This is a genomic window from Collinsella sp. AM15-2 (assembly GCF_003471985.1).
In the GTDB taxonomy this organism is placed as follows: domain Bacteria; phylum Actinomycetota; class Coriobacteriia; order Coriobacteriales; family Coriobacteriaceae; genus Collinsella.
The window spans coordinates 60909-74103 of the sequence record NZ_QRKO01000007.1 but is presented as its reverse complement, the minus strand read 5'-3'; the positions used below and the strand labels follow the sequence as shown (position 1 = coordinate 74103).

Here is a 13195-nt window from a genome sequence, read left to right as displayed (position 1 = left end):
TTTTACCTGCTGTTTTGTTGATATGACGGCGCGTGCTGTTATGGCGCGCGCCGAAATGGGGCAACTATGAGCACCGTTTGGCGCCTGCTCGTCAGACGGTAGTGGGAGAGGGAGACTCAGATGAGCGACAGCAAGCATGTGACGTACGAGGACGCCGGCGTCGATACCGCCGAGGGCGGCCGCGCCGTCGACGCTATTAAGCAGATGGTCAAGGACACCAACCGCCCCGAGGTCATCGGCGGCATCGGTGGCTTTGGCGGCCTGTTCTCGGCCGCCGCGCTTAAGGATATGGAAGACCCGATCCTGATTAGCGGCACCGACGGCGTGGGCACCAAGCTCGTGCTCGCCCAGATCATGGACCGTCACGAGACGGTGGGCCAGGACCTGGTCGCCATGTGCGTCAATGACATTTTGGCTTCGGGCGCCGAGCCGCTGTTCTTCCTGGATTACGTTGCCATCGGTCACATTGAGGCCGAGCACATGGCAAAGATCATCAAGGGCGTGGCCGACGGCTGCAAGCTCGCGGGCTGCGCGCTCGTGGGCGGCGAGATGGCCGAGCACCCGGGCGTCATGGCTCCGGCCGACTACGACCTCGCCGGCTTTACCGTGGGCGTCGTCGACCGTCCCAAGATGCTTGATCCCGCGAACGTTCGCCCCGGCGACGTGATCCTGGGCCTGCCCTCCACTGGCGTGCACTCCAACGGCTACTCGCTCGTGCGCAAGGTCATCGGTGTCGACGGCATCAAGCCGGGTACGCCCGAGGCCGCCGCTAAGGCCGAGGAACTGAGCCGTCCGCTCGAGGAGCTCGGCGGTGCTTCGCTGGCCGACGCTCTGCTGGCTCCTACGCGCATCTACGTCAAGCCGATTCTGGAGCTGCTGCGCGGTGGCGCTAACGTGCACGCCATCGCCCACATCACCGGCGGCGGCATCACCGAGAACCTCAACCGCGCGCTCGCCGACGATGTCGATGCCGTGGTCACCCGCAGCGGCGCCGAGATGGGCTGGGATGTTCCGCCCGTCATTACTTACGTGTCGCGTCAGGCCGAGCTCGCTCCCAACGAGGCGTGCAAGACCTTCAACATGGGCGTCGGCCTGTGCCTGATCGTCGCCCCCGAGGACGAGGCTGCCGTGACCGAGGCTCTGGTCGCGCTGGGCGAGAAGCCGTTCCGCGTGGGCGAGTGCGTCGAGGGTTCCGGTAAGGTCGTGTACTCCGATGAGCGCTAGCGAGCAGATGGCTGCTGCCGAGGGCCTGGGCTTTGTGCCCTACACCCGTCCGACCGGCACCGATACGGCCGAGCCGCTCAAGATCGGCGTGCTTATCAGCGGTTCGGGCACCAACCTGCAGGCGCTGATCGACCTTATCGCCGCCGGCAAGCTCAACGCCTCGATTGAGCTTGTAGTGTCGAGCCGTCCTTCGGCCAAGGGCCTGCAGCGCGCTGAGCGCGCGGGCATCCAGACGCTCACGCTGTCCAAGGATGTCTACGCCGACCCTATTGCCGCCGACGAGATCATCGCGCACGAGCTTCTCGAGCGCGGCTGCGAGTATGTGGTCATGGCCGGCTACATGCGCATGGTGCACACGCCGCTGCTGGCGGCGTTTCCCAACCGCGTGGTCAACTTGCATCCGGCGCTGCTGCCGAGCTTTACCGGTGCGCATGCGATTGACGATGCCTTTGCGCGCGGCGTCAAGGTAACTGGCGTGACCGTGCATTTTGCCAACGAGATCTACGACAACGGTCCCATCATCGCCCAGCGCACACTGGCTGTTGAGGAGGGCTGGGATGTCGACACGCTCGAGGAGCACATCCACGCGATTGAGCACGTGCTGTATCCCGAGGTCGTGCAAATGCTCGCCGACGGTCGCATCCACGTGCTGGAGAACGGCAAGGTGGCAGTTGACCCGGCGCGCTAGTCGCTTGAAAAAGGGTCTCCTTGGTTTCCTTGAGATGTAAAAGCTTCATCAGAACCAAGAAATCTGATAGGGCCTCGTCCGTGTGCGGGCGGGGCCCTTTTGCGTGGCCTTTCATGTTTGCTATACTGCTAGCAGATAGAGAGGAGCCGCTATGGGTACAGCAACGGTGCAGCTCAACACGCGAATCGATCCTATGCTCAAGGCTGGTGGCGACGCGGTCCTAACTCGCAATGGATTGGGGGCGAGCGATGCTATTCGTGCGCTTTGGGTCTATCTTGTCGAGCATCAAACGTTGCCGGGATTTATGGTGGCGGATAAGCGCGAGGCGCCCCGTGCGGAGAGCCTGGCCGAGCAGGGGTGTGGCCTAGCTTTTTCCTCGTTGGGGCTAAGCGCTTCGGATTTTGCGCCAGGTGGATCATCTGCGGAAGACTGGGATGCCGTACGAGATGATATGTATGACGCGATGATTGCCGACATCGAGGCGAATTGCCGATGATCGAGGCAAAGCGGCTCTTGGTGGACACGAATGTTTGGCTTGATTACTACCTGCAAGAGGGCGCATTCGACAACGTGAGAAGATTGGTTGAACTGGCCGAAGCGGGAAAGATCGACCTTCTGTACGCGCCAACGACGGCAAAGGACGTGTTCTACATCTTGCCTCGGCGTCTAGCTCGACGGAATGTGAATGGGATTAACGCTTCGTTCGGTCCGGCTGCATGGGCATGCGTCGAGCATATGATGCAGGTGGCAACGGCTTCCCCGCTTTCGATGGCGGAGTGCGAGATGGCGCGCATGCTTGGCAAGCGCATGCCGGACCTCGAGGACAATCTCATTATCGCCTCGGGCGATACGGCGGATGTTGACTACGTAGTCACGAGCGACCGACGCATGTTGGAGACGATGCCCGAGGTATGCTTGACGCCCGCGCGCGCACTCGAGCTCATCGGGATCCTCGGCTAACCTTGCATACCCCGTTTCGCTATCATATTGAGCATTGTGGCCCTCATGCAACTTTGGAGGACGGTATGGCGGATAACGAAGCACTGTTTACGCCTGAGCTGGTGTTTTTTGATTGGGAGTGTGCGACGCCCGCCGAGGTGTTTGCGCGACTCGAAGGCGAACTTGCCCCACGCGGCTACATCTGCACCGGTTGGCTCGACGCCGTCCGCACGCGCGAGGATGCCTATCCCACGGGCCTTGCCATGCCGGCGGCCAACATCGCCATCCCACACACCGACCCGGGGTTTGTGGCCAAGCCCTATATCGCGGTGGTAAAGCCCGCCGCGCCCGTGACGTTCAATGCTATGGCCGGCATGGGTGCCCCCGTGCCGGCGCAGATCGTCATCAATTTGGGTATTGCCGAGCCGGGCGGCCAGGTCGAGGCCCTGCAAGCGCTCATGAATATCTTTATGGACGCGGACGTCGCAGCCGATGTGCTCGGCCAGACCACGCCCCAAGGCATGGTCGACGCCATCCGCCGCCACTTTTAAAGCCGGCACTTGGGGACTGTCCCTAACTGTCGGCAGAAAAGGAACGTCCCTAACTGACGGCTGCCAGAGCTGTCCCCTTTGCACCAAAATGGTGCAGATTAACCTGTCCCCAATGCACCAAGCGTGCCGCGGGGGCTGCGTTGTGACACAATGGCGTTTGTTCGATTCGTTATGCGAAAGGCCAACTATGGCAAATAAGAAAAAGAATCCCGCACCCGAGCCGACGCCCGAGCAGCAGGCTCGCGCCGCCTCCAGCTCTCGCAAGAAGCAGCGCAAGACCCGCGTGTCCAAGACCGTCAAGATCGTCCTGGTGGTTATTGGCGTGCTAGCAATGCTGCTTTCTGTCTCGGCCATGGCGTGCTCTGGCCTTATGTCGCAGGCCGAGGACACCTCGGGCTACAAGCTGACCGGCGGTGTTGCTGCTACTATCAACGGCACCAATCTCACCGAGGACACCGTGACCAAGCAGATCATGAGCATGCGCACGTCCTACGGCTACACCAAGGACAAGGACTGGGCGCAGTATCTGGTCGACAACGACCTCACGCCCAAGAAGTATCGCAAGCAACTCATCGACTCCTACACGCAGCAGATTCTGCTTCAACAGGCACAGAAAGAGAACGGCGTGACGGTGTCGGACGAGGAGGTCGAGAAGGCTTGGAAGGACGCGTGCAAGAGCGCGGGCGGTGCCAAGGCCTTTAAGAAGACCCTCAAGACCTACGGCTATACCGAGGACACCTACAAGGACTCGCTCAAGGAGAGCCTGGCACAGCAAAAGCTTAAGGATGCCGTCGCGCCCACGAGCAAGCCCAAGGACAGTGAGATTGTCGATTACACCAACGCAAACCTGTCCAGTTATAACGACGCCCGTCGCTCGTCGAACATCCTGATCAAGGTTGATTCCGACGCTTCCGACGAGGACAAGGCCGCCGCCAAGGCCAAGGCACAGGAGTGCCTGGACAAGATCAACTCCGGTGAGCTAAGCTTTGAGGACGCCGTTGAACAGTACTCCGAGGACACCGGTTCCAAGGAGAAGAAGGGCGATGTGGGCTGGGATAAGCTCACCACCTTTGTCGACAGCTACCAGACGGCGCTCGAGGGGCTCAACAAGGGCGACGTGAGCGAAGTCATCGAGTCGACCTATGGTTACCACATCATCAAGTGCACCGACTACTTCCATGTCGATAGCCAGGTCGATGATATCAAGCAGGTACCCAAGGCCATCAAGAAGTACGTCTCCAACGTGGTGAAGACGCAGGCGGCCAGCACTGCATATAGCGAGTGGCTTGAGCAGTACAAGAAGGACGCCGACATCACCGTCAACCCCATGCCCAAGGACGTACCCTACAACGTGAGCCTGAAGGGTGTCACCAAGAGCTCGACCGACAATTCGTCGACGACTGAGTAATCATGGGGCGGTGCTCGCGCGAGTGTCGCCCGCACTATTGAGGAGGATTTGCAGATGACCAACGAAGAGCTGCAGCAGGAAATGATCGCCGCCATGAAGGCCAAGGACAAGGTTCGCCTGTCCATCATTCGCCAGGTTAAGGCCGAGGTGAAGAACATCGAGGTCAACGAGCGCCGCGATGTGACCGAGGAAGACGTCAACAGCATGATCAAGCGTCTGATCAAGCAGACGAGCGAGACGCTGGAGATGTCCATCAAGGCCGGCACCGACCAGGAGCGTACCGACAACCTGACCGAGCAGGTCAAGATTCTGGAGAGCCTGCTGCCCGCGCAGGTTTCGGGCGAGGAGCTCGAGGCTCTGATCGAGCAGGTCATCGCCGAGCTGGGCGCCACGTCCAAGAAGCAGATGGGCCAGGTCATGGGCGCTCTGGGCAAGGCCACCGGTGGCAACTTCGACAAGCCTGCCGCGGCCAAGATCGTCGGAGCCAAACTCGCGTAATTTGTTACGCGGTTTTACCAAACCGCGTAACGGCTCGATGCTGCAAACCCGTACACACGGCAATCTGACGTTCAATTTCAAGGGCGCGACCATAAGGTCTGCGCCCTTTCATTTCACGTCACCTTGCTCGCGTGTACGGGGTTTCGCTGACTTATGCTCAACAAGGGCGGTTGTACTATTTTCGGCGCTCATTGGGGACAGACTTAAATGAGTGCCCACTTCCCGGGTACTCATTTAAGTCTGTCCCCAATGAGTGCCTAATGAGTGGGTGGAAGATTGCGGGTTCTTTACGGGAATGTAGTGGGGGCTGCGGAAACGTGGTTCTTTCCGTACAATAGTTCAACTCGTGTAAACGCAGGGAAGGGACATTCATGGCAGACATGATCGAGATCAAGCATCTCAACAAGTACTTTGGCGACCTGCATGTGCTCAAAGATATCAACCTCACCGTCAAGCGCGGCGAGAAGCTCGTAATGATCGGGCCTTCCGGCTCGGGTAAGTCGACGCTCATCCGTTGCGTCGATTATCTGGAGGAGCCCACGTCGGGCGAGGTCATCATCGACGGTACGCCGCTTACCAAAAAGAATCACCTGGAGATGGCTCGCAAGTATAGTTCCATGGTGTTTCAGCAGTTCAACCTGTATCCCAACATGACGGTGCTGGGCAACCTGACGCTCGCGCCCATCAAGCTACAAAAGAAGAGCAAGGAGGAGGCGACCGAGATCGCCATCGCCGCGCTCAAGCGCGTCGGCATGGCGCATAAGGCCGGCGAGTATCCGCAGAACCTCTCGGGCGGTCAGCAGCAGCGCATCGCCATCGCCCGTGCCCTGTGCACCAAGCAGCCCATCATCCTGTTTGATGAGCCGACCTCGGCGCTCGACCCCGAGATGGTCCAGGAAGTCCTGGACGTTATGATTGAGCTCGCGCAGGAGGACATCACCATGATCTGCGTGACGCACGAGATGGGCTTTGCGCGCCAGGTGGCCGACCGCGTCATCTTTATGGAGGACGGCCGCATTCTGGAGGAGGGCACGCCCGAGCACTTCTTCGATAACCCCGAGAACCCGCGCTGCCGCGAGTTCCTGTCCAAGATTCTGCACTAGGCGCGGTGATGGACATGACGGATATGACGAGGGCGGCCGTGTCGCGCCGTCACTTTTTGCAGCTGGCGGGCGCCGGCATGCTTGCGCTGACGGGGACCGCGCTTACCGGTTGCGGCAACTCCACCAGCGGCGAGGGCTCCGACAAGGGGTCCAAGCTTGCGGCCATTAAGTCGCGTGGACATCTGAATGCCGGCGTCAAGAAGGACGTTCCCGGCTATGGCTATTACGACACCGCCAAGGGCCGCTTTGAGGGCATGGAAGTCGATTTGTGCTACCAGATCGCCGCTGCCGTCTTTGGCGTGAGCTACAAGGAGGCCCGCGCCCAGGAGCTTGTCGAGTTTACCGACGTAACGCCCAAGACGCGCGGCCCGCTGATCGATAACGGCCAACTCGACGTGGTCGCGGCGACCTACACCATCACCGACGAGCGCAAGAAGAGCTGGGATTTCTCGACGCCGTACCGCACCGACTACGTGGGACTCATGGTCAAGAAGCGTTCGGGCTTTACCTCGATTGAGGACTTGGACGGCAAGGTCATTGGCGTGAGCCAGGGTGCCACCACGCAGGGCCTGATCGAGCAGATGATCAAGGACAACGGCTTTAGCTGTAAGCCCGAGTTTAGGGCCTTTAGCGGCTATCCCATCATCAAGAGCTCGCTCGACGCCGGCAATATCGACGTCTTTGCCATGGACCGCTCCACGCTGGCCGGTTACATGAACGAGACCGTTGAGCTGTTGCAGCCCGAGGTCAAGTTTGGCGAGCAGGGCTACGGCGTGGCGACCAAGAAGGGCTGCGACCTTTCGGCCGTGGTCGATCAGGTGATTTGCGATCGTCTGGCCGACGGCTGGCTCGACCAAGAGGTCAAGACCTGGGGTCTTGTATAGGCGCATCGTCCAAGGAAGGAATCAAATGCTCGAAGGATTATTTGACGCCGACCGTTGGTCGACGACATTTCAAAACATGGGGCCCTTCTGGGAGGGCTTTGGCGTGACGCTACAGGTGGTCGTTGCCGGTCTGCTGCTGTCGCTGGTACTGGGCACGCTGCTGGGTGTGTTCTCTACCACCCGTTCGCGCGTGCTGCGCGCCATAAGCCGCGTGTACGTGGAGTTTTACCAGAACACCCCGTTGCCCGTGCAGGTGCTCTTTATGTACATGGCTGGTCCGCAGTTTTTGCAGGCCATAACCGGTGCCGACCAGCCGGTGCGCATCGCGCCGTTCGTGCTGGGCTTCTTGGGCGTGGGCCTGTATCACGCGGCCTACATCTCGGAGGTCATCCGCACCGGTATCGAGGCGGTTCCGCGCGGTCAGATGGAGGCGGCGCAGAGCCAGGGCTTCACCCGTGCCCAGGCGTACTGGTACATCGTGCTGCCCCAGACGTTCAAGATCATTCTGCCGCCGCTGTGTAACCAGGCACTCAACCTGGTCAAGAACACGTCGGTGCTGGCGCTCGTGGCCGGCGGCGACCTTATGTATCGTTCCGACAACTTTGTGAGTCTGTACGGTTACCTGCAGGGATACATCGTCTGCTGCCTTATGTACTTCATCATCTGCTTTCCGCTCGCCATGCTGGTGCAGTGGCTCGAGCGCCGCTCCAAGGAGCGTCCGCGCGGCGTGAGCCTGGCCGAGCTGGGGCTCGACAACGTAGAGGAGGCCTAGCGCATGGAAATCTTCAACGCGACCAACCTGCTCTACATCTGGGGCGGCTTTGTTAAGACCATCGAGATCTCGGCGCTGTCGATCTTTTTCTCGCTCATCTTTGGCACGGTGCTGGCGCTCGTTAAGAGTTATGCGCCCCGCCCGTTCCGTATTTTGGTGAGCGTCTATATCGAGCTGTTCCGCTGCACGCCGAACCTGCTGTGGATTCTGTTTATCTACTTTACGGTGCAGGGTTTGGACATTGTGATTTCGACCATCGCCTTTACGCTGTTTACCAGCGCTGTTATGGCCGAGATTGTGCGCGGCGGCCTCAACTCGATTCCGCGCGGCCAGTTTGAGGCAGCGCAGAGCCAGGGCTTCGGCTTCTTTGCCACCATGCGCTACATCATTCTGCCGCAGACGTTTAAGACGATCATTCCGGCGCTGTTTAGCCAGTGTACGACCGTCATTAAGGACAGCTCGTATCTTTCGGGCATTAACGTTGCCGAGCTCATGTACACGGCAAATGTCGTGATGGCCCACGCGATCGACCTGTCGCAGGTGCTTATGCTCTACGGTCTGGTGTTTGCGATGTACTTTGTGCTCAACTTTGGTATCTCGCTGCTGGTGAGAGCATATCAGAGGCGAATGGTGGCAGCGTAGCCTGGCTTTCCCTGGTACGCTATCGTGGGAAAAGGCGATAGACAGCCTTTTTCTCATTTGTTAGAAAGGAATCGCGATGAGCGATCTGGAGAACAAGAAGAGTCCTGTGGTCATTACCATCGCGCGCGACTTTGGCGCCGAGGGCCACGAGATTGGTCGCATGCTTGCCGACGAGTTGGGGATTCCGCTGTATGACAACGAGCTGCTGGTACGTGCGTCGCTGCGTGCGGGCGAGTCGCTCGACAAGATGGCTGCCTACGACGAGCGCCTGGCCGTGGAGAACATGGCGTTTCTGCCCGACCGCTACGACGCCCGCTCGTACTCGGACAAGTTGTTCCAAAAGATGAGCCAGGTGATTTTGGATCTGGGCGAGACCGAGAGCTGCATTATCGAAGGCCGCCTGTCCGATTACCTGCTGCGCAACAATCCCAACCACATTGCCGTGTTGGTGACCGCACCCTTTGAGGACCGCGTCGAGATCGTGCGCAAGAAGCGCGGCCTTAACAAAAAGAAGGGCGCCAAGCTGGTCAAGCAGCAGCAGAAGGCGCGCGAGGCGTTCTATAAGCGCTACAGTGCCGGAAAGTGGAAGATGACGAGCGGCAAGGACATCGTCGTCAACCGCGCCAAGCTGGGCCGCGAGGGTTGCAAGGACGTCATCGCCGCAGCCTACCGCTACAAAGTGGCTCAACTCGAAGGCTAGCCGACCAAAAACCACCACAAAGGGTACAGGCACCTTTGTGGTGGTTTTTGTTTTAGGCCGAGGGGAAGGCCTTGGCGGCAGTGCCTATCCTCGGCTTTTGCATAGTCTCGATCTGTAACACCAAGCCAGCGAAAATGGCTCTAACTGTTACAGATTGAGATGAACCGTTCGGCCGTCAGCCCAACGTCTTGATCTGTAACACCAGGCGGCATATTTGGTCTCTAACTGTTACAGATTGAGATGCAGCGTGGCCGGCCGGCACAATATCTCAATCTGTAACAACTGCAGGGCTCAACGGACTCCAGCTGTTACAGATTGAGACAAAACGACCGGGCAAGTCCCAAACCACCACAAAGGTGCCTGCCCCATCGTGGTGGTTTGGGCGGCCGGCATGGAAAAAGTCCCCGCCGGGCGTGTGCTCGACGGGGACTTTGCCGTTTGGCGGCTAGTGCTGTAGGTGATTACTCGCCCAGCAGGCTCTTGGTGATGGAGGCAGCGGCCTTCTTGCCGGCGCCCATCGCCAGAATGACCGTAGCGGCACCGGTGACGATGTCGCCGCCGGCCCAGATGCGGGGATCGGTGGTCTGGCCGGTCTCCTCGTCGGCGACGATGTAGCCCCACTTGTTGAGCTCCATCTTGCCGCCGATCTTGGCTGCGAAGGGGTTGGCGTTGGTGCCGATGGCCGAGATCGCGACATCGCAGGGGATCTCCTCGATGGCGCCCTCGATGGCAACCGGACGACGGCGGCCGGACTCGTCGGGCTCGCCGAGCTCCATCTTCTGGACCTTGACGGCGCACACGGAACCGTCCTCGCCAGCGACAAACTCGAGCGGGGAAACGAGCGGCAGGACCTCGACGCCCTCGGCCTTAGCGTGGTGCAGCTCGGCGCGACGGCAGGGCATTTCGTCCTCGGTACGACGGTAGGCGATGATGGCGTGCTCGGCGCCCAGGCGCTTGGCGGTACGGACGGCGTCCATAGCCACGTTGCCGCCACCAAAGACGACGACGTTCTTGCCGTGCTTGGTGGGGGTGTCGTACTCGGGGAACTTGTTGGCCTTCATCAGGTTTACGCGGGTGAGGTACTCGTTGGCGAAGAAGACGTTGGGCAGGTTCTCGCCGGGGACGTTGAGGAACTTGGGCAGGCCTGCGCCGGTCGCCACGTAGATGGCGTCGAAGCCCTGCTCGAACAGCTCCTCGGCCGTGGCCATGTTGCCCACGACGGAGTTGTACTCAAACTTGACGCCCATGTCCTCCAGGCCGTCGATCTCGCGCTTGACGACTGCCTTGGGCAGACGGAACTCGGGGATGCCGTAGACCAGCACGCCGCCGCCGGTGAAGAAGGCCTCGAAGACGGTGACGTCAAAGCCGTTGCGGGCGAGCTCGCCGGCGCAGGTGATGCCGGACGGGCCGGAGCCGACGACGGCGACCTTTTTGCCGTTCTTGGGGGCCATCTTGGGCGTGGAGGCGAGCTCGGGGCGGTCACCCAGGAAGCGCTCGAGCTGGCCGATGGCCACGGGCTCGGACTTCTTGCCACGGATGCACTTGCCCTCGCACTGGTTCTCCTGCGGGCAGACGCGGCCGCAGATGGCGGGAAGCATAGAGTCCTCGCGGATGGTATCGAGGGCGCCGCCGAAGTCCTTCTCGCGGATCTGCTCGATAAAGCGGGGGATGTTGATGTTGACGGGGCAGCCCTCAACACAGAACGGCTTCTTGCAGTTGAGGCAGCGCTCGGCCTCGGCCAGCGCCATCTCCTCGGTGAAGCCCTTGTCGACGGGGCGGAAGTCGCAGGCGCGCTCGGCAGCCGGCTCCTCGTTATCGGGGGTGCGGGGCGACTTCATATCGGCAACGAAACGACCGTTAACTAGTGGCATGCGCAGCTCTTTTCCTCATAAGCCTTGAGGGACTCGCCCTCTTCGGAACGGTAAGCGGCCTGGCGGGCACGAAGGTCATCCCAGTCGACCAGGGTGGCATCGAAGTCGGGGCCGTCGACGCAAGCGAACTTGGTCACGCCGCCCACCTCGACGCGGCAGCAGCCGCACATGCCGGTGCCGTCAACCATGATGGGGTTGAGCGACGCGGTGATGGGGGTGTCGTACTTCTGGGCGGTGAGGGTCGAGAACTTCATCATCGGAACGGGGCCGACGCAGAAGACCTGGCTTACGGCCTTGTCCTGCAGCAGGCGCTCCAGCGGAGCAGTGACAACGCCCTGCTCGCCGTAGGAACCGTCGTCAGTGGTGATGTGGATGTGGTCCTCGTCGAGGAGCTCGCGGAACTGGTCCTCCATGAGCAGGAGGTCCTTGGTGCGGGCGCCCATGATGGCGTGCACCTCGTGACCGGTCTCGACCAGGTGCTTGGCGACCGGGAAGGCAATTGCCAGGCCGACGCCGCCGCCAATGACGGCGCAGGGGCCCTCGGCCATCTCGGTGGGAACGCCCAGCGGGCCCACGACGTCGCGCAGCGACTCGCCGGCCTCGTAGGTGGACAGCATCTCGGTGGTCTTGCCGATCACCATGAAGATGAACTCGACCCAGCCCTCGTCACCGTTCCAGCCGGCCAGGGTAAACGGGACGCGCTCGCCCGTCTCGTTGGCGCGGACCATGAGGAACTGTCCAGCGTGCGCATGCTTGGCGATTGCAGGCGCCTCGATGCGGAACTTGAACACCTTCTCCGAGAACTGCGTCTTCTCCAGGATCTTATACATAGAACCCCTCTCTTGTTAGGGCTGCCGAACCGTGCCTCCACGGAAATGGACGGCAGCCCGAATAAAACCGTACGCGCACAGGCGTTGTGCAGACATACGGTGCAAATTATACCCTCATGGGCATGTCGCTTACGTGTGTCTTCGGCGGTTGGGAAAAGGGTTTATCCACTTCGACCTACCAAATAGGGATAGGTTTATTTTGGTCGGTTTTATCAGGCAAAACGGCAAAGGGGGCCGGCCTCGGGTTGTGATGAGGCCGGCCCCCTTTGGGGTGTTATGCGTGTATGGCGGCGCGGGGTTTATTGCGATGCGGCCACCGGGGCGTTTACGCAGATAAAACCTGCCAAAATAAACATCCCTAAATGGTAGGTTTTAGTGCTTGCCGTTGGCGGAAGCGGCACCGTTGACATGGTCGCGGGCATAGACCACGCCGTGCACGATGGCGAGACCCGCGGCGTCGGCCGCGCGGGCACAGGTGTCCTGGAAATCCTCGGCCTCGCGGGCGCGCAGCTGCTTGAGCACGTAGTCGGCGACGGCCATCTTGCCGGGAGGGTTGCCGATGCCGGTGCGGATGCGGCTGAAGTCGCGGCTGCCCATCTTGTCGATGATGGATCGCAGACCGTTGTGACCGGCATGGCCGCCGCCCACCTTGACGCGCACGTCACCGGCGGGGATGTCGAGCTCGTCGTGAATCACGAGTAGCTCCTCGGCCTTGATCTTGTACTCGCGGCAGAGCTTGGAGATGGGGCCACCCGAGGTATTCATATACGACTGCGGCTTGACCAGCACGATCTGGCGCTTGCCACCCTCTTCCTCGGGATCGTTGATGTTGATGAGTGCGACCTCGGCGCCGGCCTGGTTTTTCCAGTACGTGACACCGGCCTGACGGGCCAGCTCATCGATCGCCTTAAAGCCGGCGTTGTGGCGGGTCTCGGCATATTCCTCACCCGGGTTGCCAAGCCCGGCAACCATGCGAATCTTAAGCGGCTGTGCAGCTGCCATGTTTGTCCTCCGTTACGTAAATAGTTCAATCAACGACAAAGGCTACCACGCCCGCCGAAGGCGAGACTTCGTTTCAGCGAAAT

At 60.5% G+C, this 13195-nt stretch carries 15 protein-coding genes; 12 read left to right on the top strand and 3 right to left on the bottom strand.

Going from position 1 to position 13195, the window contains the following annotated elements; translation table 11 throughout:
• Window positions 1-120: 120 nt before the first annotated feature.
• The 12 genes from purM (at window position 121) to DW171_RS04720 (ending at window position 9409) form a co-directional block, all read left to right on the top strand.
• On the top strand, window positions 121-1224 hold the full coding sequence (purM, locus tag DW171_RS04775) for a phosphoribosylformylglycinamidine cyclo-ligase (protein ID WP_118270584.1): 1104 nt from the start codon (window positions 121-123) through the stop codon (window positions 1222-1224).
• Window positions 1214-1912, top strand: coding sequence for a phosphoribosylglycinamide formyltransferase (purN, locus tag DW171_RS04770; protein WP_118270583.1), 699 nt, complete (start codon window positions 1214-1216; stop codon window positions 1910-1912). Before purM ends, purN begins: the two co-directional genes overlap by 11 nt.
• 151 nt (window positions 1913-2063) lie before the next feature.
• On the top strand, window positions 2064-2408 hold the full coding sequence (locus tag DW171_RS04765) for a type II toxin-antitoxin system RelB/DinJ family antitoxin (protein WP_117629795.1): 345 nt from the start codon (window positions 2064-2066) through the stop codon (window positions 2406-2408).
• Entirely contained in the window at window positions 2405-2872 is a 468-nt protein-coding gene (locus tag DW171_RS04760; RefSeq protein ID WP_199408615.1) for a PIN domain-containing protein, read from the top strand. Before DW171_RS04765 ends, DW171_RS04760 begins: the two co-directional genes overlap by 4 nt.
• A gap of 65 nt (window positions 2873-2937) precedes the next feature.
• Entirely contained in the window at window positions 2938-3402 is a 465-nt protein-coding gene (locus tag DW171_RS04755) for a PTS sugar transporter subunit IIA (protein ID WP_117634664.1), read from the top strand.
• Window positions 3403-3589: 187 nt separating this feature from the next.
• A complete protein-coding gene (locus tag DW171_RS04750) occupies window positions 3590-4810 on the top strand; it encodes a peptidylprolyl isomerase (RefSeq protein ID WP_118270582.1) in 1221 nt (406 codons plus the stop codon).
• Between the two features lie 54 nt (window positions 4811-4864).
• Window positions 4865-5308 (top strand): GatB/YqeY domain-containing protein, encoded by a 444-nt coding sequence (locus tag DW171_RS04745; RefSeq protein WP_118270581.1) that lies wholly within the window; start codon window positions 4865-4867, stop codon window positions 5306-5308.
• A 371-nt stretch (window positions 5309-5679) separates the two neighbouring features.
• Entirely contained in the window at window positions 5680-6411 is a 732-nt protein-coding gene (locus DW171_RS04740) for an amino acid ABC transporter ATP-binding protein (RefSeq protein ID WP_055251548.1), read from the top strand.
• An 8-nt stretch (window positions 6412-6419) separates the two neighbouring features.
• Entirely contained in the window at window positions 6420-7295 is an 876-nt protein-coding gene (locus tag DW171_RS04735) for a transporter substrate-binding domain-containing protein (RefSeq protein WP_082435536.1), read from the top strand.
• A 25-nt stretch (window positions 7296-7320) separates the two neighbouring features.
• A complete protein-coding gene (locus DW171_RS04730; RefSeq protein WP_035136546.1) occupies window positions 7321-8067 on the top strand; it encodes an amino acid ABC transporter permease in 747 nt (248 codons plus the stop codon).
• A gap of 3 nt (window positions 8068-8070) precedes the next feature.
• Window positions 8071-8709 (top strand): amino acid ABC transporter permease, encoded by a 639-nt coding sequence (locus DW171_RS04725; protein WP_117564046.1) that lies wholly within the window; start codon window positions 8071-8073, stop codon window positions 8707-8709.
• Between the two features lie 76 nt (window positions 8710-8785).
• Window positions 8786-9409 carry an AAA family ATPase gene (locus DW171_RS04720; protein WP_117564047.1) on the top strand — a complete coding sequence of 208 codons (624 nt, stop codon included), beginning with the start codon at window positions 8786-8788 and terminating at the stop codon, window positions 9407-9409.
• Window positions 9410-9870: 461 nt separating this feature from the next.
• On the opposite strand, the gene gltA is transcribed toward DW171_RS04720, so the two are convergent.
• From gltA to pth, 3 genes are all read right to left on the bottom strand, one after another.
• Window positions 9871-11280, bottom strand: a complete 1410-nt coding sequence (gene gltA / locus DW171_RS04715) for an NADPH-dependent glutamate synthase (RefSeq protein WP_117734771.1) — start codon at window positions 11278-11280, stop codon at window positions 9871-9873.
• Entirely contained in the window at window positions 11271-12110 is an 840-nt protein-coding gene (locus tag DW171_RS04710) for a sulfide/dihydroorotate dehydrogenase-like FAD/NAD-binding protein (RefSeq protein ID WP_006235793.1), read from the bottom strand. The genes gltA and DW171_RS04710 overlap by 10 nt, the downstream gene beginning before the upstream one ends.
• A gap of 372 nt (window positions 12111-12482) precedes the next feature.
• Window positions 12483-13112 carry an aminoacyl-tRNA hydrolase gene (gene pth / locus DW171_RS04705; protein ID WP_006235792.1) on the bottom strand — a complete coding sequence of 210 codons (630 nt, stop codon included), beginning with the start codon at window positions 13110-13112 and terminating at the stop codon, window positions 12483-12485.
• Between the last annotated feature and the right edge of the window lie 83 nt (window positions 13113-13195).

Excerpts from the sequence above, each read along its gene's own strand:
- gltA (WP_117734771.1), bottom strand. The coding sequence starts at position 11,280 with ATGCCACTAGTTAACGGTCGTTTCGTTGCCGATATGAAGTCGCCCCGC.
- DW171_RS04735 (WP_082435536.1), top strand. The coding sequence starts at position 6,420 with ATGGACATGACGGATATGACGAGGGCGGCCGTGTCGCGCCGTCACTTT.
- DW171_RS04740 (WP_055251548.1), top strand. The coding sequence starts at position 5,680 with ATGGCAGACATGATCGAGATCAAGCATCTCAACAAGTACTTTGGCGAC.
- DW171_RS04765 (WP_117629795.1), top strand. The coding sequence starts at position 2,064 with ATGGGTACAGCAACGGTGCAGCTCAACACGCGAATCGATCCTATGCTC.
- DW171_RS04760 (WP_199408615.1), top strand. The coding sequence starts at position 2,405 with ATGATCGAGGCAAAGCGGCTCTTGGTGGACACGAATGTTTGGCTTGAT.
- DW171_RS04750 (WP_118270582.1), top strand. The coding sequence starts at position 3,590 with ATGGCAAATAAGAAAAAGAATCCCGCACCCGAGCCGACGCCCGAGCAG.
- purM (WP_118270584.1), top strand. The coding sequence starts at position 121 with ATGAGCGACAGCAAGCATGTGACGTACGAGGACGCCGGCGTCGATACC.
- DW171_RS04725 (WP_117564046.1), top strand. The coding sequence starts at position 8,071 with ATGGAAATCTTCAACGCGACCAACCTGCTCTACATCTGGGGCGGCTTT.
- purN (WP_118270583.1), top strand. The coding sequence starts at position 1,214 with ATGAGCGCTAGCGAGCAGATGGCTGCTGCCGAGGGCCTGGGCTTTGTG.
- DW171_RS04755 (WP_117634664.1), top strand. The coding sequence starts at position 2,938 with ATGGCGGATAACGAAGCACTGTTTACGCCTGAGCTGGTGTTTTTTGAT.
- DW171_RS04720 (WP_117564047.1), top strand. The coding sequence starts at position 8,786 with ATGAGCGATCTGGAGAACAAGAAGAGTCCTGTGGTCATTACCATCGCG.
- DW171_RS04745 (WP_118270581.1), top strand. The coding sequence starts at position 4,865 with ATGACCAACGAAGAGCTGCAGCAGGAAATGATCGCCGCCATGAAGGCC.
- pth (WP_006235792.1), bottom strand. The coding sequence starts at position 13,112 with ATGGCAGCTGCACAGCCGCTTAAGATTCGCATGGTTGCCGGGCTTGGC.
- DW171_RS04710 (WP_006235793.1), bottom strand. The coding sequence starts at position 12,110 with ATGTATAAGATCCTGGAGAAGACGCAGTTCTCGGAGAAGGTGTTCAAG.
- DW171_RS04730 (WP_035136546.1), top strand. The coding sequence starts at position 7,321 with ATGCTCGAAGGATTATTTGACGCCGACCGTTGGTCGACGACATTTCAA.